Origin of the sequence: Streptomyces chlorus (assembly GCF_042655885.1) — a bacterium.
GTDB classification, from domain to species: Bacteria; Actinomycetota; Actinomycetes; order Streptomycetales; family Streptomycetaceae; genus Streptomyces; species Streptomyces chlorus.
This window is the reverse complement of the sequence record NZ_JBHSOA010000003.1, coordinates 51,304-73,322: the sequence shown is the minus strand read 5'-3', so window position 1 is coordinate 73,322 and position 22,019 is coordinate 51,304. Positions and strand designations below refer to the sequence as shown.

General features: G+C 70.9%; 19 protein-coding genes and 5 pseudogenes. 10 read left to right on the top strand and 14 right to left on the bottom strand.

Annotation, left to right across the window (positions count from 1 at the left end):
- Positions 1–138: 138 nt before the first annotated feature.
- The 4 genes and pseudogenes from ACFPZI_RS00695 to ACFPZI_RS00680 form a co-directional block, all read left to right on the top strand.
- Entirely contained in the window at positions 139–963 is an 825-nt protein-coding gene (locus tag ACFPZI_RS00695; protein WP_381356656.1) for a GNAT family N-acetyltransferase, read from the top strand.
- Positions 960–1,127 carry a putative leader peptide gene (locus ACFPZI_RS00690; RefSeq protein ID WP_381356653.1) on the top strand — a complete coding sequence of 56 codons (168 nt, stop codon included), beginning with the start codon at positions 960–962 and terminating at the stop codon, positions 1,125–1,127. Before ACFPZI_RS00695 ends, ACFPZI_RS00690 begins: the two co-directional genes overlap by 4 nt.
- 81 nt (positions 1,128–1,208) lie before the next feature.
- Positions 1,209–2,420, top strand: coding sequence for an LLM class flavin-dependent oxidoreductase (locus ACFPZI_RS00685; protein WP_381356650.1), 1,212 nt, complete (start codon positions 1,209–1,211; stop codon positions 2,418–2,420).
- Positions 2,421–2,439: 19 nt separating this feature from the next.
- Positions 2,440–3,132: pseudogene (locus ACFPZI_RS00680) on the top strand (LLM class flavin-dependent oxidoreductase); the annotation flags it as partial.
- 129 nt (positions 3,133–3,261) lie between these two features.
- On the opposite strand, the pseudogene ACFPZI_RS00675 reads toward ACFPZI_RS00680, so the two are convergent.
- Positions 3,262–3,399 (bottom strand): annotated as a pseudogene (locus ACFPZI_RS00675) (serine/threonine-protein phosphatase); the annotation flags it as partial.
- On the opposite strand from ACFPZI_RS00675, the pseudogene ACFPZI_RS00670 reads away from it, so the two are divergent.
- Positions 3,379–4,277: pseudogene (locus tag ACFPZI_RS00670) on the top strand (xanthine dehydrogenase family protein molybdopterin-binding subunit); the annotation flags it as partial. The pseudogenes ACFPZI_RS00675 and ACFPZI_RS00670 sit on opposite strands and share 21 nt — an antisense overlap.
- Before the next feature lie 21 nt (positions 4,278–4,298).
- On the opposite strand, the gene ACFPZI_RS00665 reads toward ACFPZI_RS00670, so the two are convergent.
- Positions 4,299–6,938: a SpoIIE family protein phosphatase gene (locus ACFPZI_RS00665; RefSeq protein WP_381356647.1), complete on the bottom strand. Its 2,640-nt coding sequence runs from the start codon at positions 6,936–6,938 to the stop codon at positions 4,299–4,301.
- A gap of 162 nt (positions 6,939–7,100) precedes the next feature.
- Here ACFPZI_RS00665 and ACFPZI_RS00660 point away from each other — a divergent pair.
- A pseudogene (locus ACFPZI_RS00660) lies at positions 7,101–7,191 on the top strand (dihydrofolate reductase); the annotation flags it as partial.
- A gap of 224 nt (positions 7,192–7,415) precedes the next feature.
- On the opposite strand, the gene ACFPZI_RS00655 reads toward ACFPZI_RS00660, so the two are convergent.
- A complete protein-coding gene (locus tag ACFPZI_RS00655; RefSeq protein ID WP_381357350.1) occupies positions 7,416–8,390 on the bottom strand; it encodes an endonuclease/exonuclease/phosphatase family protein in 975 nt (324 codons plus the stop codon).
- A 257-nt stretch (positions 8,391–8,647) separates the two neighbouring features.
- On the opposite strand from ACFPZI_RS00655, the gene ACFPZI_RS00650 reads away from it, so the two are divergent.
- Positions 8,648–9,055, top strand: a complete 408-nt coding sequence (locus ACFPZI_RS00650) for a RidA family protein (protein WP_381356644.1) — start codon at positions 8,648–8,650, stop codon at positions 9,053–9,055.
- A 100-nt stretch (positions 9,056–9,155) separates the two neighbouring features.
- Here ACFPZI_RS00650 and ACFPZI_RS00645 read toward each other — a convergent pair whose 3' ends face one another.
- The 7 genes from ACFPZI_RS00645 to ACFPZI_RS00615 all read right to left on the bottom strand — a co-directional run bounded on the left by ACFPZI_RS00645 (position 9,156) and on the right by ACFPZI_RS00615 (position 15,299).
- Entirely contained in the window at positions 9,156–9,956 is an 801-nt protein-coding gene (locus ACFPZI_RS00645) for an enoyl-CoA hydratase/isomerase family protein (protein WP_381356641.1), read from the bottom strand.
- A complete protein-coding gene (locus ACFPZI_RS00640; protein ID WP_381356639.1) occupies positions 9,953–11,239 on the bottom strand; it encodes a cytochrome P450 in 1,287 nt (428 codons plus the stop codon). Before ACFPZI_RS00640 ends, ACFPZI_RS00645 begins: the two co-directional genes overlap by 4 nt.
- A 103-nt stretch (positions 11,240–11,342) precedes the next feature.
- Positions 11,343–12,644: a cytochrome P450 family protein gene (locus tag ACFPZI_RS00635; protein ID WP_381357348.1), complete on the bottom strand. Its 1,302-nt coding sequence runs from the start codon at positions 12,642–12,644 to the stop codon at positions 11,343–11,345.
- Between the two features lie 103 nt (positions 12,645–12,747).
- Positions 12,748–13,350, bottom strand: coding sequence for a GTP-binding protein (locus tag ACFPZI_RS00630; RefSeq protein ID WP_381356637.1), 603 nt, complete (start codon positions 13,348–13,350; stop codon positions 12,748–12,750).
- Complete coding sequence (locus ACFPZI_RS00625; RefSeq protein ID WP_381356635.1) at positions 13,325–13,699, bottom strand: DUF742 domain-containing protein; 375 nt, start codon at positions 13,697–13,699, stop codon at positions 13,325–13,327. Before ACFPZI_RS00625 ends, ACFPZI_RS00630 begins: the two co-directional genes overlap by 26 nt.
- Positions 13,696–14,097 carry a roadblock/LC7 domain-containing protein gene (locus ACFPZI_RS00620; protein ID WP_381356632.1) on the bottom strand — a complete coding sequence of 134 codons (402 nt, stop codon included), beginning with the start codon at positions 14,095–14,097 and terminating at the stop codon, positions 13,696–13,698. Before ACFPZI_RS00620 ends, ACFPZI_RS00625 begins: the two co-directional genes overlap by 4 nt.
- Entirely contained in the window at positions 14,094–15,299 is a 1,206-nt protein-coding gene (locus ACFPZI_RS00615) for an ATP-binding protein (RefSeq protein WP_381356629.1), read from the bottom strand. The genes ACFPZI_RS00620 and ACFPZI_RS00615 overlap by 4 nt, the downstream gene beginning before the upstream one ends.
- A gap of 354 nt (positions 15,300–15,653) precedes the next feature.
- On the opposite strand from ACFPZI_RS00615, the pseudogene ACFPZI_RS00610 reads away from it, so the two are divergent.
- A pseudogene (locus tag ACFPZI_RS00610) lies at positions 15,654–16,130 on the top strand (helix-turn-helix transcriptional regulator); the annotation flags it as partial.
- 6 nt (positions 16,131–16,136) lie between these two features.
- The gene (locus ACFPZI_RS00605) at positions 16,137–16,916 is read left to right on the top strand and encodes a class I SAM-dependent DNA methyltransferase (RefSeq protein ID WP_381357346.1); all 780 of its coding nucleotides are present in this window, start codon (positions 16,137–16,139) and stop codon (positions 16,914–16,916) included.
- Positions 16,917–17,023: 107 nt separating this feature from the next.
- On the opposite strand, the gene ACFPZI_RS00600 is transcribed toward ACFPZI_RS00605, so the two are convergent.
- From ACFPZI_RS00600 to ACFPZI_RS00590, 3 genes are all read right to left on the bottom strand, one after another.
- Positions 17,024–17,599: a TerD family protein gene (locus tag ACFPZI_RS00600; RefSeq protein WP_381356627.1), complete on the bottom strand. Its 576-nt coding sequence runs from the start codon at positions 17,597–17,599 to the stop codon at positions 17,024–17,026.
- 81 nt (positions 17,600–17,680) lie between these two features.
- The gene (locus ACFPZI_RS00595) at positions 17,681–17,947 is read right to left on the bottom strand and encodes a GlsB/YeaQ/YmgE family stress response membrane protein (RefSeq protein ID WP_381204207.1); all 267 of its coding nucleotides are present in this window, start codon (positions 17,945–17,947) and stop codon (positions 17,681–17,683) included.
- Between the two features lie 177 nt (positions 17,948–18,124).
- A complete protein-coding gene (locus tag ACFPZI_RS00590) occupies positions 18,125–19,117 on the bottom strand; it encodes a sporulation protein (protein ID WP_381356624.1) in 993 nt (330 codons plus the stop codon).
- Positions 19,118–19,473: 356 nt separating this feature from the next.
- Here ACFPZI_RS00590 and ACFPZI_RS00585 point away from each other — a divergent pair, with 356 nt between their 5' ends.
- Positions 19,474–20,664, top strand: a complete 1,191-nt coding sequence (locus ACFPZI_RS00585; protein ID WP_381356621.1) for an acyltransferase family protein — start codon at positions 19,474–19,476, stop codon at positions 20,662–20,664.
- Positions 20,665–20,769: 105 nt separating this feature from the next.
- Here the strand turns inward: ACFPZI_RS00585 and ACFPZI_RS00580 are convergent, their stop codons facing one another.
- Positions 20,770–21,870, bottom strand: coding sequence for an NAD(P)-dependent alcohol dehydrogenase (locus tag ACFPZI_RS00580; RefSeq protein ID WP_381356618.1), 1,101 nt, complete (start codon positions 21,868–21,870; stop codon positions 20,770–20,772).
- Positions 21,871–22,019: the final 149 nt, after the last annotated feature.

The following is a 22,019-nucleotide window of genomic DNA, read 5'->3' as shown; positions in this document are numbered from 1 at the left end:
CCGGCGTCCGCCCCCGTCGGTCGGCAGCACACCGGCACCGAGAGACCGGCCGGTCCCGTGGCGCTCGCGCATACAGCGGACCGCGTCCACCTGCGCCCGTCCACGCCCGACCGTCGTACCCGAGAGGACTCCGCTCCCTTGGCCCACCCCATCGACCTCAGTGACGACGCACCCGCCCCGCCCGCACCCACCCCGGCTGTGTCCGCGCCATCCGTACTCGTCCCTTCCGTACTCGCACCCGCCGCACCCGTTCCGGTGCTCCCGGACACGTCCCGGCTCGACAACGCGGTATGGGCCGCCCTGGACGGGTCGCACGCCCACCTCGCCGAGCGGGCCGGCCGGGCGGCCCGCTATCCGGCGGACGTCTACGACTTCGCCGCGCTCGCCGATCCGGCCGACCCGGCAGCCTGGGACGATCTGCACACCCTCGTCGGGCCGGGGACCACCGTCCGGCTCAAGCCCGCCGACGATGTCCCCGACGGCTGGCAGGTCACCGGCCGCGGCACAGCGGTACAACTCGTCGGCACGGCTCTGCGGACCGAGCCCGCCCCCGACGCGGTACGGCTCGGCCCCGCGGACGTGCCAGAGATCCTGGACCTGGTGGCCCGCACCCGGCCGGGCCCCTTCCTCGGCCGGACCGTCGAACTCGGCACCTACCTCGGCATCCGTCACCGGGGCAGACTCGTCGCCCTGGCCGGTGAACGCATCCGGGTCCCCGGGTGGACGGAGATCAGCGCGGTCTGCACCGACCCCGGCCACCGCGGCCGGGGCCTCGGCACCCGGCTGGTCCGGGCCGTCGCCGACGGCATCCGGGAACGCGGCGACCGCCCGTTCCTGCACGCCGCGGCGGACAACACCCCGGCCATCCGTCTCTACGAGGCGATCGGCTTCACGGTGCGCCGCCGCGCCACCCTCCTCCAGGTCCGCAGCCCCGGAACACCGCCCGAGGGACGGACACGGTGAACCCCGGCGCGATACGAGACGCACCACCACCCGGACCCGCGGCATGCCTCGGACGGCAGCCGGCGGGCGGGCCGCGCGCGATACGCGTCCCGTGCACCGTCCCTCTCCACTCCCGGCCCCACATCGACCTCCAGCGCGTCGCCGGCGCGCTCTGTCGCCCCTGACCCGTCGCCCCCGAAGCCGCCGCGGCCCCTCCACGTACCGGGCCCGGTGATCCCGTACGGACCTTCAGGAAGGCACCCCTCGTGTCGTCGACCCCTGCTTCCCGTCTGCACCTCGCCGTCGCCCTGGACGGAACCGGCTGGCACCCCGCCTCAAGGCGTGAGCCCGTGGCCCGGCCCAGGGACCTGTTCACCGCCGCCTACTGGGCCGACCTGGTCGCCGAGGCCGAGCGCGGCCTGATCGACTTCGTGACCTTCGAGGACGGTCTCGGCCCGCAGTCCTCGCACCCCTTCGACCCGGACGACCGCACCGACCAGGTCCGGGGCCGCCTGGACGCCGTCCTGACCGCCTCCCGCATCGCACCGCTGACCCGGCACATCGGGCTGGTGCCGACCGTGGTCGTCACGCACACCGAGCCGTTCCACCACTCCAAGGCCGTCGCCACCCTCGACCACATCAGCTCCGGCCGCGCCGGTGTACGCGTGCAGATCACGGCCCGGCCGAACGAGGCCGCGCACTTCGGCCGCCGCACCGTCCCCCGCATCGACGGCTACGACAGCCCCGGCGCCCGGGACACGCTGGCCGACCTCTTCGACGAGGCCGCCGACTACGTGGACGTCGTCCGCCGCCTCTGGGACAGCTGGGAGGACGACGCCGAGATCCGGGACGGCGCCACCGGCCGCTTCGTGGACCGCGACAAACTGCACCACATCGGCTTCGAAGGCAGACACTTCAGCGTCAAGGGCCCGTCCGTCACCCCGCGCCCGCCCCAGGGCCAGCCGGTCGTCAGCGCCCTCGCCCACGCGACGATCCCGTACCGTCTCGTCGCCCGCCAGGCCGACATCGGCTACGTCACCCCGTACGACACCGACCACGCGCGCGCCATCGTCACCGAGATCCGCAGCGAGCAGCAGGCGGCCGGCCGCGCCGCAGAACCCCTGCACCTTTTCGGCGACCTGGTGGTCTTCCTGGACGACGACCCGGCGGCCGCCCGAGCCCGCCGCGACCGCCTCGATGCCCTCGCCGGGTACACGTACACCGCAGACGCCCCCCTCTTCACCGGCACGCCCCACGAACTCGCCGATCTCCTCCAGGAGTTGCACAGCACGGGGCTGAGCGGCTTCCGGCTCCGCCCCGCCGTGCTCGGCCACGACCTGCCCCGCATCACCCAGGCGCTCGTGCCCGAACTGCAGCGCCGGGGCGCCTTCCGCCACGCCTACGAGGCGAGCACCCTGCGCGGCCTCCTGGGCCTCGAGTGCCCCGCCGGCCGCTACGCCGCCGCAGCCACCGCCTGAGCCGGAGGACCACCCCATCATGAGCAAGCCGACCAAGCAGATCCATCTCGCCGCCCATTTCCCCGGCGTCAACAACACCACCGTATGGAGCGACCCGGCCGCCGGCAGCCACATCGACTTCAGCTCCTTCGTCCACTTCGCGAGGACCGCCGAACGCGCCAAGTTCGACTTCCTGTTCCTCGCGGAAGGGCTGCGCCTGCGCGAGCAGGGCGGAAAGATCTACGACCTCGACGTCGTCGGCCGCCCCGACACCTTCACGGTCCTCACCGCTCTCGCCGCCGTCACCGACCGCCTCGGCCTGACCGGGACCATCAACTCCACCTTCAATGAACCGTACGAGGTGGCCCGCCAGTTCGCCTCCCTCGACCACCTGTCCGGCGGTCGGGCGGCCTGGAACGTCGTCACCTCCTGGGACGCCTTCACCGGCGAGAACTTCCGCCGCGGCGGCTTCCTGCCCGAGGAGGAACGGTACTCCCGAGCCAAGGAGTTCCTCGCCACGGCGATCGAACTCCTCGACTCCTGGCACGGCGACGAGATCCTCGCCGACCGGGCCACCGGCACCTTCCTCAGGGACGCCCGCGCCGGAGCGTTCGTCCACCGAGGACAGCACTTCGACATCCAGGGACGTTTCAACGTCCCCCGCTCGCCGCAGGGCCGCCCCGTCATCTTCCAGGCGGGCGACTCCGAGGAGGGCCGCGAGTTCGCCGACGCCGTCGAGTCCGCCGCTGCCGAGCCCCGTCACCGGGGCGGCCGCGGGAGCCGGGACCACCGGTCCGGTGGCCGCCGTCCCCCGCACGGGGGACTCGGGGGCGGCGGGTTCGGGGATGGCGGGCCCGGCCTCGCCGGCCTTCGGCTCGGACACTGCGGGCTCCGTGACGGCGGGTTTGCGCAGCAGGAGCAGTGCCGCGTCGTCGTGCAGCCTGCCGCCCACATGCGTCAGCAGCTCCTCGTGCAGGGCCGCGACGGCGCGCGGCGGTTCGGCTGGGCCGGGCGCCGTCCCGCGCCCCCGCTCGCGTGGCGAGGGCCCCCTGCTCGTCGGCACGGGCGTCGCGGCAGCCACCTACCCCGTTCTCGTGGCACCGTCCACCACCGAGGCACGCGCGCTGCCGAACGGAACGTTCGTCGTACGGATCAACGCCACCGACATCGGCACGGGAGCCCGCACGGTGCTCACTCAGGTGACGGCGGACGTCCTCGGCGTCCCCCTCGACCGGGTACGGACCGAGGTCGGCAACAGCGACCTGCCCGCCGTACCGCCGGCCGGAGGCTCCTCCGGAACCGAGGGCCGTCCACGAGGCGTGCACCCGGCTGGCGGGAGCCCTCGCCGCTCGCCCGGGTCCGCTGCCCGACGAGGGAATCACCGTCCACGCGGACACCGGGGGACAGACCGACGCCGACAGCCCCTACGCGCGCCACGCCTTCGGCGTGCACTTCGCGGAGACCGCCGTGGACCGCGTCACGGGCGAGGTCCGGGTGCGCCGGCTACTGAGTGTCTATGCCGCGGGACGGATCCTCAACGCCCGCACCGCGCGGTCCCGGTTCGTCGGCGGCATGATCATGGGCCTGGGCATGGCCCTGACCGAGGGCAGCACGATGGACACCGCCTTCGGCGACTTCACCGAGTCGGACCTGGCGACCTACCACGTGCCCGTGCACGCAGACGTGCCCCGCATCGAGGCGCACTGGATCGACGAGGAGGACGCCCACCTCAACCCCATGGGGAGCAAGGGAATCGGCGAGATCGGCATCGTCGGCACCGCGGCGGCCATCGGCAACGCCGTGCACCACGCCACCGGCATCCGCTTCCGCGACCTCCCGTTGACGCCGGACAAGGTGCTGACCGCGCTGGCGGACTGAACGGCCTCGCCGCACGCGCCGTCAGGGCAAAGGCCCGGGGCGGACCGCGAGTACCGCGATGTCGTCGTCGCTGCCGGCGGCCAGTCCGATGAGCAACTCGTCGCAGAACACGTCGAGGGGCTCGTGGGCCAGCCCGGCGGCGTGTCCGCGGAGCCGGTCCAGGGAGTGGTCCAGGGACTCGGTGCGGCGTTCGATGAGGCCGTCGGTGTACAGCAGCACGGTCGAGTCGGCCGGGATCGCGTCATTGGCCTGGGGACGGACCAGTTCGGGGTCGACGCCGAGCAGCAGCCCCGCCCCGTCCTCCAGGTAGCGGGTGGGGCCGTCCGGGCTGACGAGCAGCGGCGGCAGATGGCCCGCGGAGGAGTGGACGAACTTCCAGAGGCCGTTCCCGAGTTCCTTGATCAGACCGTAGACGCAGGTCGCGGTAGCCTCTTGGTGCAGGGTGTGGTTCGCCATGTCCAGGCGACGCAGAACCTCCCCCGGCGGCTCCTGACGGTCCACGGCGATACCGCGCAGCATGCTGCGCAGCTGGCTCATGGCGACGGCCGCGTCGAGGTCGTGCCCGGCGACGTCACCGATGACCAGCGCCGTGTCCCCGTCGGGCAGGGCGAAGCAGTCGTACCAGTCGCCGCCGACCTCGGCCGTGGCGGAGGAGGCCGCGTAGCGGGCGGCCAGCCGGAGACGCGGGATCTCGGGCAGCGCCGGCAGGAGCGAACGCTGGAGGCGTTCGGCGATCTTCCGCGTCTCCTGGTGGAGGCGGGCGTTGTCCACCCGGAGGCCGATCGCGCGCCCCAGCTCGTCGACCAGCGGCAGATCCTCCTCGGTGAACGGCCGTCCGCGCCCCTTCCGGGCGAGGGTGAGCGCGCCGATGACCTTCCGGGGCGACCGGAGCGGGGCGACCACCGCGCTGTTCGCACCCAGTTTCCGGAACAGCTCCGCATAGTGGGCGTCCAGTGGGCTCGCGGCCCGGCCCGGGGGCGGGAGTTCGGTGAACAGCAGGGGGCCCGCCCCGCGCAGTGCGCGGGCCAGCGGCCCCTGGGAGGTCTCGGACAGCGGCGGAAGCCGGCCCTCGTACTCCTCGGGCCACGGCCCCTGGGGCGCACGGTGCATGACGCAGACCCGCTCCACCTCGTCCTGCTCCGTGAACAGGTCCACCAGGCACCAGTCGGCAAGCCATCGGGTCAGGATCCGGCCCACCCGCCGCAGGCCCTCGTTCAGGTCCGGAAGGGTGCTCAGCGTGGCCCCCGTCTCGGCCAGCAGGGAAAGCCGTTCCAGATCGGACGTGCCAACGATCCGGCCCACGCCCGTTCTCCGGTCCCCTCCGGGAGAGGCGGACCAGGGGGCGCCACCCGCCTCCCGCAGGGCTCCGGGCCGGAGCCGGCCGGGCGGACGGGACGGGGGCGACGGCGCGGATCCCCTGGGGGAGAACTCGGCCACGAACACGGTGCGGCCGTCGCCGGTCTCCTGGCTCTCGACGAACAGCCGGACGGGGACCAGCCCACCGTCGCGGTGCAATGCGGGGAGCGGCAGCGCCCGGCCCAGGATCCGGGGCTGCCCGCTGAGCAGCAGGGACGTGAACGCCATGGTGTGACGCCTGCGCAGATGCTCCGGGATGAGCGCGGTGAGCGGCTGCCCGACGAGATCGTCCGCGGGCCAGCCGAGCAGGTCCGCCGCCGGCCCGTTGACCGCGATGATCCGATTCGACTCGTCGGCGGCGATCGTCGCGACCCTGCTGGCCTGCACCTGCCCGGCGTCCCACAGCACCGGCTCCGAGGCACCGGCGCCCGGTTTCCGGGGCATCACCGTCCACGCCGTGGGTCGTTCCCCGGCGAGCTGGTCGCCGATCTGGTCGAACAGCCACTCCTGGAAGCCGCGGCCGCGCGGAAGTGCCGGCAGCGTCAGAAGACGCCCGTCCCGGGCAGCCTCCTCGGCCATGTCGAGAACCGCGCGCAAGGTCTCCATCGGAGGTCCGGCGTCCGACGGCACCCACAGGGGCAGGGACCCGAACTCCGCCTCGGCGTGCTGCCGGCGCAGCGTGGCCGTCACACCCGCACTGATCACGTCGTTCATGTCCAGGGCGACCGCGAGGTCCTCCGCCGTCACACCCGGGACGTCCCCGGAGGCCAGGGTCAGAACGGCCTCGTTCAGCAGCGTGTGCCGGTGCTGTGTGCAGGTCAGGCAGAGCGCCGCCGGTACATCGAGGAGCGTCACGGTCTCGCCCTGCCCGGAACGGGGTGTGGCGGTCACCCACCCGTCCGACGGAGGCGGCGATCCCTCGGGCCACAGCTCGAACCACACCGTCTTGACCGCGTCGCCCGTGTCGACGCCGTGCCGGGACGCCAGCCGCTCGACCAGGGCCAGCCCCTGCCCCGTACCGGTGTACGCGGGACTCTCGTACGGCACGAGCCCGCGCTCCGGCCGCCAATCGCTCACCCGTACCAGGACCCCGCCGTCACCGGTCCGGGCCGTCACCTCGATCTCGGTGCGTGCGTGCAGCACCGCATTCGTCACCAGTTCGCTGACCAGGAGCTGCGCGGTGTCCAGTGTGGCCGGTGCGGCGCCGTCGAGCGTGGCCCGCACGAACCGCCGAGCCTCCGCCACGCTCTCCGGCTCCGGAGGGAACCGCCGTGACGGTGCCCCGGGGGCATTGAGGTCGCCCATGGGATCAGTCTGCCCCACGGCACCCGCCGCCGCGTGCGACCGATGAGTCCGTACGTCCGCGGCGGTCCCACCTCATACAGAATCCGGAACCCGGAACCCTTCCCGGAAGACCTCATGGCGCGGCTCGTGTTGTACATGTCCATGTCTCTCGACGGCTTCATCTCCGGCGAACATGTGGTCGTGGTGTCGCATCGGCCCAGGCCCGAGGGATGGCACCCCGAGGCGTCGTACCACTTCGTCGACGACGTCACCCGGGCCGTCGCCAGGCCGGAGAGCTCGCGTGGGGAGCGCATCGCGGCTGGTGGGCGGTGCCCCCGGCACCGGCCCCGCTCCCCGATCCGGCCCGATCCAAACGAGAGTCCCCAGCACCTGCTCGACGACCCGCACACGGTATCCAGGGTGACCGCGTCCTGTGCACCTGCTCTTCCGCACCCGTCGACAGGGCAGGCAGGCCCCATGCCTGTTCCGGACCCACCGTCAGGTCTGCCGTTTTGGCCGGGTGCTTCGGTCGAGTGTGATCCGCGCGGCGACCGGCAGATGGTCGCTGCCGGTGCCGGACAGGGTGCGGATGTGGCGGACGGTGGCCGAGCGGGCCATCACCTGGTCGATGCGGGCCAGTGGAAGCGCGGCGGGAAAACTGAGGGCGAAGCCGCGTTCCGCCACGTTCATCCGAGAGGTCAGCGGGGCCAGGCCGCGGTCGTCGACGGTGCCGTTGAGGTCGCCCAGCAGGATCACCGTCTCCAGTTCCTCGGCGGCGAGGGCCCGCCCCAGCAGGCGGGCGCTCTCGTCCCGGTGGGCCGAGGCGAGGCCGCCCGGCCCGACCCGGATCGAGGGCAGGTGCGCGACGTACACCGCGATGTCCCCGTGCGGGCCGCTGACCACGGCCCGCAGCCCGCGGCTCCACGGCTCCGTGATCCCCCGGGGCTTGATGTCCAGCAGCCGGGCATCGGTGAGCGGATGCCTCGACCAGAGACCGACGGTGCCCCGGACCTCGTGGTACGGGTAGCGCCGGGCGAGTGTCCGCTGGTAGACCGGCAGTGCCGCCGGCACCAGTTCCTCCAGCGCGACGAGGTCGGGGCCGGCGTCGGCCAGGGCGCGGGCGGTACCCGCAGGGTCGGTGTTCTCGTCACTGACGTTGTGCTGCACCACCACCAGATCCCGCGCCCCGGCCCGCGGTTCGGGCAGGAACAGCCCGCCGAAGAGATACGTCCAGGCGGTCACCGGCAGCAGCAGGGCCAGCAGCGCGGTCGCCGAACGCCGCAGCAGCGCCGCCGCGAACAGCACGACGACCACCAGTCCCGGCCAGGGCAGGAACGACTCCAGCAGACTGCCCGCCCGGCCCACGGAGTTGGGCACCGCGCGGTGGAACACCAGCAGCCCCGCCGTCAGCGCCGCGGCCGCCGCGATCACCCGCCCCCGTGTCCAGACCGATCCACCGCGCGCCCCCCACAGTCCGTCGCCCACCCGTTCCTCCCCGCTGTCCCGCTGCCCGCCCGCATGATCCTTCTCCTCAGGACGCGCTCCCGCGTGACGCGGTTTCCGTACCTGGGTCACCTTCAGGTTCCCCAGTCACCAAAAAGTGCGTTCTTCCATGTCAGCGGCCACTCTCTTACGGTTCTCGAGTAACCACGGGTGACCACGGCCGCCCGGGCCATCAGCGGGCCGACGGCAGCGAGCCCGCGGGCTCACAGCGCAAGGAGGCAGGCAGTATGGCCATCACCCTGGTCAACCCCGAGGGACTTCCGGAGATCGGCGTCTACCGGCAGGTGGCGATCGCGTCCGGTTCCAGGACGGCCTTCATCGCCGGGCAGGTCGCAGGGGACGCCGACGGCGTCACGGTCGGCGCGGGCGACCTCGCCGCCCAGGTCGAGCAGTGCTGCCTCAACGTCGCCACCGCCCTGGCCGCGGCGGGCGCCACCTTCGCCGACGCCGCGAAACTGACGGCCTACGTCATCGACTGGACCCCCGACAAGATGGCGCAGTTCATGGAGGGCGCCACCCGCGCGGCTCAGAAGCTGGGAACCGCCCCGGCGGCTCCGGCCACGCTGGTGGGCGTACAGGCACTGGACATCCCCGACCACCTGGTCCAGATCGAGGCCATCGCGGTGCTCGCCTGAGGCCGTCACGGTCCTCGGCTGCGGCCCAGGACGGCGGGAACAGTAACGGCCCCCGGAAGTCGGCGTGTTCCAGGGGCCGGTGACGTTGCGAAGGGCGTGATCAGCGGCTCGTACGCATATGGTGTACTTCGCTGGCGACCGCCGCCATCAGTTCGGGATCCAGGACCGACGCGTCGGCGAGACGGGTTGAGGCGGTCAGGGAGTTCAGCAGCGTCTTGGTGACCCGCACCGCAGGCAACGAGCGCCGCAGGAGCGGTCTGGCCCACTCATCGACCGCGGCGTCGAGCGAGTCCTCGGGCACGACCCGCTGCAGGATCGACAGGCCGAGAGCCTCCTGGGCGGCGAGGGGGCGTCCGGTGAGGATGATCTCGCGCACGGACGCCGCGCCTGCCTCACTGACCAGCCGTGGCAGCAGGCCGCCCCACGCCGTGGGCAGACCGAGGGCGAGTTCGGGCAGTCGGAAGGACGCGGTGTCGGCACCCACCCGCAGGTCGCAGGCGAGGGCGAGGGCGAAGCCGGCCCCGATGGCCCTGCCCTGGACGCGTGCGATGGTGACGGCGGGGTGGGACGTCAGCGCGTCGCACACTCGCCGGCCTTTGACGCCGGAGACACGGATGCCGTTGCCGGTGGCGTCCTGGGCGAGGTGCTCGGCAAACTCGTCGCGGTCCCCGCCGAGGCAGAAGTCCTGCCCGGCGCCGGTCAGCACCAGGACGCGTACCGAGGGGTCCTGGTCGTCGAGCACGGAGAGCAGGTCGTCCAGCATGGCCTCGCTGACGACGTTGCCCTGCTCGGGAACGTTCAACTCGATGGTGAGGACAGGACCCTGCCGACGGGTGCGCAGGGTCTTCAGTATCCGGTCGTCGGGATCGTCGGGGCCGCCGGACAGGAGCGGGGTGTTCATACGGCCACTTTCAGGGAGGTGACGCGGCGGAATACGACACGGGTCGTGTCGTACGTGGGAGGTGCGGAGGGCCGCAAGGTGGGGAATCGTTCCAGCAGTTGGGTGATGAGCTCACGTGCCTCGAGCCGGGCGAGGCCCGCCCCCAGGCAGTAGTGCGCGCCGCCGCCGAAGGCGAGGTGCCCGCCGCCCCGCCGGATGTCGAAGGCACCGGGATCCGGGTTGCGGCGGGGATCGTGGGCCGCGGAACCGTACAGGACGTGGACGGTGGTGTCCTTCGCCATGGGCACCCCCGCGAGGACGGTGTCGTCGGCGGCGATACGGGAGTTGACGAAGATGGGCGGGTCGTAGCGGAGCGTCTCCTCGATCGCGTCGTCGATGTCCTCCGGGTGCTGTCGCAGCCACTCGGCGCGCGAGGGGTCCTGGGTCAGCAGCCAGGCGATGTTGGCAAGGAGGACCGAGGTGGTCTCCAGGGAGGCGATCGTGATGAACATGGTCAGGTCGTAGACGATTCGGTCCGCGGCCTCCCGGTCGTCCGGGTACTGGGCGTCCCAGTGGTGGATCCATCCGGTGAGGGCGTCGTGGCCGGGGTTCGCGCGCCGGTGCTCGATCAGCTCCGTGAAATAGGCCCGCATCTCCAGGGTCGCTTGGGCCGATATCGCGAGCTCGCTCTTGGCGGGGAGCAACTCCTGTGCGTAGACCTGCCGGTGGGTGAAACTGAGAATCCGCGCATGGTCCTCGGGGCCGATGCCGATCCACCGGCCGACGGTGTGGATGGGCAACTGCTCGGCGACGAGGGAGACGAAGTCGGCCTCGCCCTCGGCCCGCAGCCGGTCCGCGAGTCCGTCGAGGAGTCCGGAGACGAGAGCGGCGATCCCCGGGCGCATGTCCTCGATCGACGAGCGGTCGAAGGGATTGCCCAGGGACCGCCGCTGGCAGGTGTGGGCGGGCGCGTTGAGCCGGATGAGTGTCCTGGTCATTTCACGGGTGGCGGGGGCCTCCCAGCGCTCCTGGTCGCCCTGGCGCTCCTGCCAGGCGAAGTCGGGGACGAGCCAGTTCCTGCCGCGCAGGACCTGGCTGCACGCCTCGAATCCGGTGACGAAGTAGCCGCCCCAGGGGGCGCGTACGACGTCTCCCATGGAACGCAGATCCGACCAGATGGGAAGTGGGTTGCTCTGGCCCTCGCTGGAACGCAGTCGACGGAGGAGGGAGATGACGGCTCGGCGGTCGGTGGTCGTCGTGCCAGGAATGGCGCTGATGCCACGTATGTCGCCAACGGTGGTCACGCGGAGCTCCTTTGGCTGGGCGCTGCCGGGTTCCGCCGGAACCTACCCCTCCACCCTCCTCCGTCATGCGCCTCAGAGTGTTGCTCCTGTCACATGCGGTGCATCAGACACGGAAGACATCGAGGAAACTGCTCCAGAATCCCCTCTTCCGTCCCGGTTCCTGCCGCATCGGGACGGACGGCGCCACGGCCATGGGCTGCTCCGCGCCGGGCACCGAGGCACGGCTCTGCAGAGCCGCCGCCATGCGCGTGGCCGGTGACGGGCTGAAGGTCGCGGGCAGTGTCACCAGGGCCCGGTGGAACGGCCCCGGCCGCCACTGCAGTTCCTCCCGGGGCACGGCCAGCGCCAGGTCGGGCAGCGCGTTGAGCAGCCGCTCGAGCGCGGTGGTCGCGATCACGGTCGCCGGGTCCTTGGCGGGGCAGGCGTGCGGTCCTGCCCCCCACGCCAGATGCGCGCCCTTGCTGTGGGCGCGGCGGGCCTCGGCGAGCGCCGGGTCGCCGTTGGCGCCCGCGAAGGAGATGACGACCGGGGTGTTCGCCTCCACAATATGGCCGCCGAGGTCGACGTCCTGGACCGGGTAGTGGGTCGCGTAGTTGGCGATCGGGGTCTCGTTCCACAGCACGTGGTCGAGGGCCTCCTCGATCATCATGCCGCTCTGCCGGCCGCCCGCGCCGGACAGCATCAGCAGCAGGGCGTTGCCGATGAGATTGCGCTCGGGTTCCACCCCGGCGCCCATCAGCATCACCAGCTGGTCCTTCAGTTCCTCGTCGGTCAGTCCGGCCGGGTGCTGGATCAGCCACGAGGTGACGTCGTCGCCCGGCTGGCGCCGCTTGAGGGCGATCAGCTCCATGAGGCAGGCGGTGAGGTCCTCGTTGGCGCGCAGCGCGTCCTTGCCGTCGAAGATCGCCGACATCGAGGTGGTGAGGGTGTCACCGATGTCCGCGGGGCAGCCGAACAGCTTGTTGAACAGCAGCAGCGGCAGCAGCTTGGCGTAGTCGTTGAGCAGGTCGGCCCGGCCCCGCTCGCTGAACTGGTCGAGCAGGTAGTCGGCGATCGGCTCCACGTCGCGGCGGACCCGGGTGATGTTGAGCCTGGCCAGGCTGTCGGTGACCGCCTTGCGCAGCCGCAGGTGCACCGCACCGTCGGTGAAAAGGCAGTTCGGCCGGTACGCCATCATCGGCAGCACCGGGTTGTCCATCCCGATGCGCCCCTCGTTCAGGGCCTTCCAGCGGCGGGCGTCGCGGGCGAAGAGCTCGGTGTTCTGCAGGACGCGCAGCGCCATCTCGTGTCCCACGACCAGCGTGGCGTCCGCGCCCGGGGTGAGCTCGACCGGACCGGCCGGAGCGTGGGCCCGCAACCGGTCGTAGAGCGCCTGCGGATCGGCGGCGAACGAGGCGTCGTGCATGGGGCATCTGCTGCCCGCGGGCGCAGATGTCTGCTGAAGATCCATGAAGTCTTCCTTGATGAACCGGGAGCTGACGCTCCCGGACGGGGTGGGCGCGGGGCGGTCAGGCCGCGCGCTCGAGCAGATGCCGGACCAGCGCGATCAGCGCCTCGGCGGAGGACCGCTGGTCGCGGGCATCGCAGTAGACGACGGGGGTGTCCGGGAGCAGGTCGAGCGCCTCACGCACCTCCGCCTCGCCGTAGGCGGCGGACGGGTCGAAGGTGTTGACGGCGATGGCGTACTCCAGGCCGTACCCCTCGACGAGGTCGATGACGGGGAACGTCTCCTCGAGCCGCGCGGGGTCGACCAGCAGCAGTGCTCCCAGCGCACCGCGGGCCATGTCCTCCCACAGCTGCATGAAGCGCTGCTGCCCCGGCGTGCCGAAGAGGTACAGCACCAGGTCTTCGCTCAGCGTGAGACGGCCGAAGTCCAGGGCGACCGTGGTGGTGGTCTTGCCCGTCACGCCCCGCAGGTCGTCGACGTGCACGGAGGCCTGGGTCATCTTCTCCTCGGTGCGCAGCGGAGTGATCTCCGACAGCGAACCGATGAGCGTCGTCTTGCCCACGGCGAAATGCCCGACGACGAGGATCTTGGCGGCGTTGGTCACCGCGCTGGAGACGTAGATGGAGCCCTGGGCCGTCTCAGCTGATGAGGGATTGGAGTCCATGCAGAACCTTCTCGAGGGTCGCTCTGTCAACGTTCTGGGCCCGGGGCGGCTCGGCGCGGTGGAGCAGGTGCCCCTGTTCGGACAGGTCGGTCAGCAGCAGGCGGGCCACCCCGACCGGCAGCCCGAGGTGGCCGGCCACCTCGGCCACCGAAAGGTAGCCCCCCGCGCACAGGTCCCAGATCGCCGTCACTTCGGGCCCGGCCCCGAGCGGAGGAGTCCGCTCGGGAGCCAGCGTGACGAGGGTGTGCAATGCAAGATCGTCCGAGGCCGGCAGGCTCCGGCCACCGGTGATGACGTAGGAGCGGACGAAGTCGCTGGAGACGGATTCCTCCTCGCCGGGAGCCGTCATGAGCCGCCACCATGGGCCGAGCGCGGTGCGACGCTCATCGCCTTGCTGAGCGCCACCACCGTCTTCTGCATACGGAACGACACGGCTTCCATGTCGACGTCCGGAGCCGCCGAGACGGCCAGGTAGGCGCCCTGACCGGCGGCGCTCAGGAAGATCCAGCCGCCGTCGTACTCCAGCAGCGTCTGCTTCCAGACGCCGTTGCCCGAACCGACGAAACCGGAGACCGCGCGGCTGAGGGACTGCATGGAACTCATGGCCGCGGCATTCGTCTCCGCGTCGTCGCGCGAGATGTCGTCCGAACGCTGCAGCAGCAGGCCGTCACCCGAGACGAGGACGGCGTGACGGGCACCGCGCACCTCGAGCACGTCGTTCAGCACCCACGACAGGTCGGTGTTCACCGCTGATCAGGTCCTTCCATGGTGTTCGTGATCCGGCCGAGCTGGGTGCCGCGGGCGAACGCGCCGAGGCGCGACGCGGTCACCTCGCTGGCCTGCTCGGGCGTGGGCTCGTCGGCAGTGGCCGTGGCGTCCGGCGAGGGGACCACCGAGATGGGGCCCTGCCGCCGGCGCCGCTTGGGAAGCCCGCCGTTGGTCCTGCCCACCACATGGGAGGGGCCCACCGGGACGGGAGCGAGCCGCTGCGGGACGGCCTCCTCCCCGGAGGTTTCCTGGACGGGCTCGGCAGGTGCGGGCGTCTCGGCGGCAAGGAGACTTTCCGGTACACGGATCACTGCACGCACTCCGCCGTAGGGGGACACCGAGCCCACGGAGACGGCGAAGCCGTACCGCGCCGCGAGCATGCCGCAGACCGCGAACCCGAATCGGGGCGGATCGCCCAGACTCGTGATGTCGACCGCGCCTTCGGGGGACAACAGCGCCACCGCCCGGTCCTTGGTCTCCTGGTCCATGCCCAGCCCGGCATCGTCGACGATGAAGCACACACCCGTCGGGACGGCCTGGATGTTGACCTCGACCGGCGTGCCCGGAGCGCTGTAGGTGGTCGCGTTGTCCAGCAGCTCGGCCAGTACGACGGCCACCGGTTCGACGGCCTTGGTGGAGACGGAGACGCTGACCTGGGCGTGGATGCCGACCCGGTTGAAGTCCTTGATCCGTCCCTGGGCGCTGCGCGCCACGTCGTACACGGTCGCCGCGCCGTCACGCCGGCCCAGCCATCCGCCGCACAGTACCGAGATACCCTTGGCCCGGCGGCTGAACTGGCTGCCGGTGTGGTCCACCGACATCAGGTCGGCGAGGACCTCGGTGTCGTTGCCGTACTTCTTCAGCAGCTCGTCGAGCAGCAGCTGCTGCTCCTCGGCGAGGGACTGCAGTGTTCCCATCGCCGACTTCAGTACGGCCTTGGTCGACGACTCGGCATCCGCGCGGACGTCGGCGAGGTCGCCCCGGTGCCGCGCGTTGAGCGCGGCGATCTGCCCCTGCTGCTGGGCGAGCTGACCCTGGGTCTGCCCCAGGCTTGCTTCCAGGTCCTTCCTCGTTCTGCGGAGAGCCAGGTTGGTTCTCCGCGCCCTCATCACTGCGAACACCGCAGCGATGAGCACTACCAGCAAGATCCACAACAGTGGATCCCGGATCAATGACGTCATGAGACTCTCTTCAAGTCGCATCGCGCCGGGAGCGCGGGAGGCCCACCGGTCCATGCTGAGCGACCCGGCCGTCGAACGGCTCGGGCCCACGGGCGGACCACACCTCACTCCTTGACGATGGGGCCTTAGAGACTGTCCCCCGTACGCGTTCATGACGCGCCGTCAGTCTGCTGAAAGTCCGATGATCTTATCAGCTACATATGCGCAAAACGTATGCCCCGTGTGTCACTCAGCGACCCTCACCAGACCCTCACACGCCTGCCTTCCGCGTGTCACCGACACGGAATGCGTGCTGCCGGATCCGGAGGAAACCGGGCCGAAACCAGCAGGGAACCCTGGCGGAACTCCGGGTGGAACCGCGAGGACTGGCGCACCTTCCGGGCGGACCGGATCACACCACGGACCCCCACGGGCCCCCGCTTCACCCCGCGGGAACTGCCCGGAGGCGAGGTGTCCCGCTTCGTCGCCGCCAGGTTCCGGGGCTCCGACGGGTCGGGGGAGTGGCCCTGCCGTGGCCAGGTGATCCTCGGTCTGCCCGCCGCCGAGGTGTCCCGCTACGCCCGCGACGGAGTCGTCGAGGAACTCGGCCCCGACCGTTGCCGGCTCACCCCGGGCGCGTGGTCATGGGCAGGCCTCGCCGCTACCGGCGGCCTCTTCGCCGCCGGCATCGAGGTCGTCGGCCCGCCCGAACTCAAGGCCGCTTTCGCCCACCTGGGCCGCCGATACACAACCGCCGCCGCGACTGCCGCCCCCGCGGCCCCCGCACCGCACGGCGGACCCGTCGCGCCCCGAAATTCGTTGGACGACCCACCGGCAGTAGGCGAGCGTTGAAGAATGTTGCAGCAGCAGGACATCTGGGACGCCGACGCCGCACGGCGCTACGACACGCCCGGGACCGGCATGTTCGCGCCCGAGGCCCTGCGACCGACCGTGGACCGGCTCGCCCGGCTCGCCGAGGGTGGAGCGGCGCTGGAGTTCGCCGTCGGGACCGGCAGGGTGGCGGTGCCCCTCGCCGAGCGAGGTGTTCCCGTCACCGGCATCGAGCTGTCGCGCCCGATGGTGGAGCGACTGCGCACCAAGGCGGACGAGGCGACGATCCCGGTGGTCATCGGTGACATGGCGACCACCGTCGCGCCGGGGGAGTACCGCCTCGTCTACCTCGTCTACAACACGATCTCCAACCTGCTCACCCAGGCCGAGCAGGTCGAGTGCTTCCACAACGCGGCCCGTCACCTCGCCCCCGGCGGCCGGTTCGTGATCGAACTCTGGGTGCCGGAGCTGCGCAGGCTCCCACCGGGCCAGGCGGCCACGGTCATGCGGTCCGAACCCGGCTACATCCTCCTGGACACGTACGACGTACTGCACCAGCAGGTGGTGTCGCACCACGTCCGGTTCGACGAGACCCGGACGGCGCGGCTGGACCGCTCCCCGCACCGCTACATCTGGCCTGCCGAACTCGACCTCATGGCGCAGCTGGCCGGATTCGAACTGGAAACCAGGCACGCGGACTGGAACGGCGCCGAGTTCACCGCCGAGTCGCGCTCCCACGTCTCGGTCTACCGCATCCCGCCCGCGCCCGCGCACCCGGCCGAGTCCTCGACCGCGCCCGGGAGATAGCCCCCGCGCGGAGGATTCCCGGGCGGGCCGTGGCGCCCGCCCCGTGACAGGGACCGGCGCCGGGCCGGCCACGAAGGAGCCGGCCCGGCAGCTGGTCCGGCCGGGTGTCAGACCCCGACGCCGAAGTCGGCGGCGATTCCGGCGAGCCCGGAGGCGTACCCCTGGCCGACGGCGCGGAACTTCCACTCGGCGCCGTTGCGGTAGAGCTCGCCGAAGACCATCGCCGTCTCGGTGGAGGCGTCCTCGGAGAGGTCGTAGCGGGCGATCTCCTGGTTGTTCGCCTGGTTGACGACCCGGATGAAGGCGTTGCGGACCTGGCCGAAGCTCTGGCCGCGGTTCTCCGCGTCATGGATCGAGACCGGGAAGACGATCTTGTCGACCTCGGCGGGGACACCGGCGAGGTTCACCTTGACGGACTCGTCGTCGCCCTCGCCCTCACCGGTGAGGTTGTCCCCGGTGTGTTCCACCGAACCGTCCGGGCTCTTGAGGTTGTTGTAGAAGACGAAGTGCTGGTCGGACAGCACCCTGCCGGAGGCGTTGAGCAGCAGCGCGGAGGCGTCGAGGTCGTAGTCGGTGCCGGTGGTGGTGCGTACGTCCCAGCCGAGGCCGATCACGACCGCGGTCAGGCCCGGGGCCTCCTTGCTGAGAGAGACGTTGCCGCCCTTGGAAAGGGAAACTCCCACTGGGTACTCCTTCTCGGTCGTTCTCGGTGGTATCGAGTATTCGCGGTGGCCCGCGGTCGATGGGTCGTTCCCGGCCGACACTCAGCTGCGTGAGTTGCCGAAGAGGACGCGGTAGCCGATGAGCAGGACGAGCGCGCCCACGATGGCCGATCCCCAGGTGGCGGCGTCGAAGAACTCCCGCTGCACCGGCCGGTCCAGGAACTGCGACGACAACCAGCCGCCCAGGAAGGCCCCCGCGACGCCGATGACCGTCGTACCGATGAGCCCGCCCGGGTCGCGCCCGGGGAGGACGGCCTTGGCTATCGCCCCTGCGAGCAGTCCCAGCACCAGCCATGCGATGACGCCCATGACGCCCCTCCTAGTCGTGTCGCCGTGCCGCGCCGGCCATGCCGACGGTGCGGCACAGCAGGCATCCGTACATGGGCAAGCCTAACCTCTACAATTCTGTAGAAGCTGTGGGGTGGGGTGCCGTACGACGGGGCGAGACGGGCCGGGCGCATACCGTGCCCGGCCCGCCCCGTGCGGTCAGCCCTCGTCCTCCGCCTCTTCTTCGCCCTCGAAGAAGTCCCCGACCTCGTCGATGACTTCGGCCGCGACCATGCCGCCGACGACCCCCACGGCCAGTCCGGCCGCGCCCGCCGCGACGACCGTCCCCATGCCGGGGCCGGAGTGCTGCCCGTCGTGGTGGCGCTCGTCGTACCCGTGGTGCCCGGCGTGCCCATGATCGCCGTGCGAGCCGTACGGAGCCCGGTGTTCCATGAGCCGGCGCATCCACTCGTCGACGATCGCGTTCCAGTCCTGGTGCTCGACACCGTCGTGGGAGACCGTGAACCGGTTCACCGCGTCGTGGCCGGAGGAGAAGAGTCCGCCGCGCTTGTCCGCTTCCAGTACGACCTCCATGCCGCCGGGACCGGCGAGGAAGGTCACCTCGATCTCGGTGATCCGGTGGGCGTACTGCGCCGGCGGGGTCAGCTCGATCTCCTGGTAGAAGGGCAGCTGCTGGCCGGTGCCGCCGATACGGCCGTACTCGAGATCGGCGGACCGGAAGCCGAAGCCGAGCCCGCCGAACGCCTCGAGGATCGCTTCCTGTACGGGCAGCGGCCCGACGCTCAGCTGGTCCAGGTCGCCCTTGTCCTTGGCGCCCGCCACAGCGAGCTCGGTCCGCACGCCCAGGATGATGCCGAGGCCCTGGCCGTGGAGCTCGGTGACGGGGGTTTCCCAGGGCAGCGCCACGGTGAACGGGACGCTTTGCAGTTCGTCGGCGCCGAGCCGGAAGCCGCCGCCCACGGTGAACCGTTCGAAGGCGACGGCGCCCTCGCTCTCCCCCTCCTCATGCTCGGCCTCGACACGGGCCACCAGCTCCAGCGTGATGTGCTCGATGTCGAAGTCGGCGTCACCGCCCTTGAGATGGACCTGCCCGGTCAGTGCGGCTCCGGGCCGGGGCGCACCGGGGTCGAGGACCGTGTCGACCGTGGGGCCGCCCACACCGAGCGAGCCGAGCAGTCGTTTGAACACCATCGCGGCGTCCACTCCTTCACGTGCGAGTGTTTCGTAAGCGCAGTGCCGCACGTCTCCGCGGACGCGCGGCACAGGCCTTCTACAGGCATGTAGAAGCATAGGGCGGCGGTGTCCGGGCAGACGTGCACTCAGTGCCGACGCGGCGGGAATGGCCGAAAATGGGCCCCGCGCCGCCGATGGACACGGGACCTCCCTCACCCGTCACCGCGCATGATCGCGATGGTCACATGTCCACGGGTTCGGGTTTACCCGGACGTCGGCCGCGGTTACGGTTTCCCGGGTCGTTACTCTCATGTCACTTACGTAACTCCCGTAAGAGGTGTTCTGCTCTGTCTGGGTTCCCGAAGGAAGGAATCGTGAACGAAACGCTGCCCTCGCGCAGCCCCGGGGAGACGGACGGGCCGCCGACGAGACCGAACAAGGAGAAGACCCGCACCGACACCGCACCGGCCGGCGACAGGGTCGGCGGGCAGACCCGGTCGGTGAAGCCGCGGGACGCGCTCTTCGACAACGCCAAGTACCTGGCCATCGTGCTGGTGGCGGTCGGCCATGCGTGGGAACCACTGCGCGGCGAGAGCCGCACCGTCACCACCCTCTACACGCTGGTCTACGCCTTCCACATGCCGGCGTTCATCATCATCTCCGGCTACTTCTCGCGCAGCTTCGACTGGAGCCCGGGGAAGATCAAGCGCCTGATCACCGGCGTCGCCGTGCCGTATGTCGTCTTCGAGGTGGCGTACACCTTCTTCACCCGGTGGAGCGACAACGAACCGGATCGCTCGATCAGCCTGCTGGACCCCCTGTATCTGACGTGGTTCCTGGCCGCCCTGTTCATCTGGCGGCTGACCACCCCGATCTGGCGGGCCCTGCGCCGGCCGCTGCCCATCGCCCTCACCATCGCGGCACTGGCCAGCCTCACCCCGTCCATCGGCAAGGACCTCGACCTCCACCGCACCCTTCAGTTCCTGCCGTATTTCGTACTCGGCCTCTCACTGGAGAAGAAGCACTTCGAGGTGGTGCGCCGTCGTGAGGTGCGCATCCTGGCCGTGCCGGTGCTCGCGGGCGCGCTGGTCGTGGCCTACTGGGCCGTGACGCGGATGAATTACGCCTGGTTCTTCCACAAGTCCAGTGCCGAGGATCTCGCGGCGCCCTCCTGGTACGGGCCGGTCATGACGCTGGCGGTCTTCGGCTGCTCGACGGTCCTCGTCGCCGCCTTCGTAGCCCTCGTCCCGCGGCGTCGGACGTGGTTCACCGCGCTGGGCGCCGGCACGCTGTACGGGTACTTGCTGCACGGCTTCTTCATCCAGGCCGCCAACCACTGGCACTGGTCCCACAACGACTGGTTCCACACCCCGCTCGGCGAGATCACCGTCACCGTGATCGCGGCCGTGGTCGTGACCGCCCTGTGCACCGCACCGGTGCGGCGGATCTTCCGTGCCGCGTTCGAGCCGAAAATGGACTGGGCCTTCCGACGGCAGGCCCCCGCGCCCGCATCAGCACGGAAACCGGGTCCGGCACCGGCAGCGGCATCACAGCGGTCCGGTTAGGACCCGAGGGGCGTACGAGCCCTGCCCTGTGGGCTCGTACGCCCCTTCCCGGGTGGGCAGCCGGCTCCCGCGGGAGCCGACCGGACCGTCAGAGGCCCCGGACCGTCAGAAGACGACGACCGGCTTGATCGCCACGCCGCTGGCCGAGTCGGCGAAGGCCTCGTTGATCGCTCCGAGTTCGTAGGTCTTCACGAGCGCGTCGAACGGGAAGCGGCCCTGCTGCCACAGTTCGACGAGGCGGGGGATGAAGACCTGCGGAACCGAGCTGCCCTCGATGACGGTCTTGAAGGTCCAGCCCTTCAGCAGGGAGTCACCGATCTCGAAGGGAACCGTCGTCCCCGACGCGGCGGCGCCGACCAGCACGATGGTCCCCCGGATGGCGAGGGCGTCCAGCGCCTGGGTCAGCAGCGCCGGTACGGCGGTGGTGTCCACGACGAAGTCCACACCCTTGCCGCCGGTGATCTTCTTCAGCTCGGACACGACGTCGGCGCTGCCGGAATTGATCGTGTGGGTGGCGCCGATCCGGCGGGCGAGGTCCAGCCGGGAGTCGTGCAGGTCCACAGCGACGACGGTGGTGCAGCCGGCGACCTTGGCCGCCATGATGGCCGCCGAGCCCACCGCTCCGGCGCCGAAGACCACCAGGGACGTGCCCGCCTCGGGACGCAGTTCGTTCAGCACCGCTCCGGCGCCGGTCTGCAGGCCGCAGCCCAGCGGGCCGAGCTTCTCCAGGGGCACGTCGTGGGGAACCTTGACCACGCTTCGTTCCACGACATTGGCGTAGGTCGCGAAGGAGGACTGGCCGAAGAAGTGGGAGGAGACGGCCTCCCCGTTCGAGGACAGGGAAGTGGTGCCGTCCGAGCGCCGACCGCCGAAGCACTGGTCGTAGGCGTTCTCGCAGTAGGTCGGGTTCCCGCTCAGACACTGCGCGCAGACTCCGCAGGACGCGGCCGACAGGACCACGTGATCCCCGGGGACCAGGCTGGTGACCGCACTGCCGACCGCCTCCACGACCCCGGCGCCTTCATGGCCGAGGACGGCGGGCAGCGGTGTCGGATACACCTGGTCCCTCACGATCGCGTCCGTGTGGCACACACCGGTGGCGACCATCCGGACCCGGACCTCGTCCGGACGAGGGTCGTCCAGTTCGAGCTCCTCGACGGCAAACGGCATCGACTTGCCTCGGACTACAGCGGCGGTGACGTTCATGGTGCAAACCATCCTTTCCTGCGTACATTCAGCAGATAGTTGAACCGTAAACTATTTTGAAAGTGGATGCGAACAGGGGTCCCGCGTGCCTCGGTTCCGCCGGCCCGGTTTGCGTGAGGATGCCGGGCTACCGCAGGTGCCGCGCCCGC

Coding starts and splice junctions, on each gene's coding strand:
- ACFPZI_RS00615 (WP_381356629.1), bottom strand. CDS start 15,299: ATGACGTCATTGATCCGGGATCCACTGTTGTGGATCTTGCTGGTAGTG.
- ACFPZI_RS00645 (WP_381356641.1), bottom strand. CDS start 9,956: ATGAACACCCCGCTCCTGTCCGGCGGCCCCGACGATCCCGACGACCGG.
- ACFPZI_RS00635 (WP_381357348.1), bottom strand. CDS start 12,644: ATGCACGACGCCTCGTTCGCCGCCGATCCGCAGGCGCTCTACGACCGG.
- ACFPZI_RS00650 (WP_381356644.1), top strand. CDS start 8,648: ATGGCCATCACCCTGGTCAACCCCGAGGGACTTCCGGAGATCGGCGTC.
- ACFPZI_RS00625 (WP_381356635.1), bottom strand. CDS start 13,699: ATGACGGCTCCCGGCGAGGAGGAATCCGTCTCCAGCGACTTCGTCCGC.
- ACFPZI_RS00590 (WP_381356624.1), bottom strand. CDS start 19,117: ATGGTGTTCAAACGACTGCTCGGCTCGCTCGGTGTGGGCGGCCCCACG.
- ACFPZI_RS00630 (WP_381356637.1), bottom strand. CDS start 13,350: ATGGACTCCAATCCCTCATCAGCTGAGACGGCCCAGGGCTCCATCTAC.
- ACFPZI_RS00665 (WP_381356647.1), bottom strand. CDS start 6,938: ATGGGCGACCTCAATGCCCCCGGGGCACCGTCACGGCGGTTCCCTCCG.
- ACFPZI_RS00595 (WP_381204207.1), bottom strand. CDS start 17,947: ATGGGCGTCATCGCATGGCTGGTGCTGGGACTGCTCGCAGGGGCGATA.
- ACFPZI_RS00580 (WP_381356618.1), bottom strand. CDS start 21,870: ATGAACGTCACCGCCGCTGTAGTCCGAGGCAAGTCGATGCCGTTTGCC.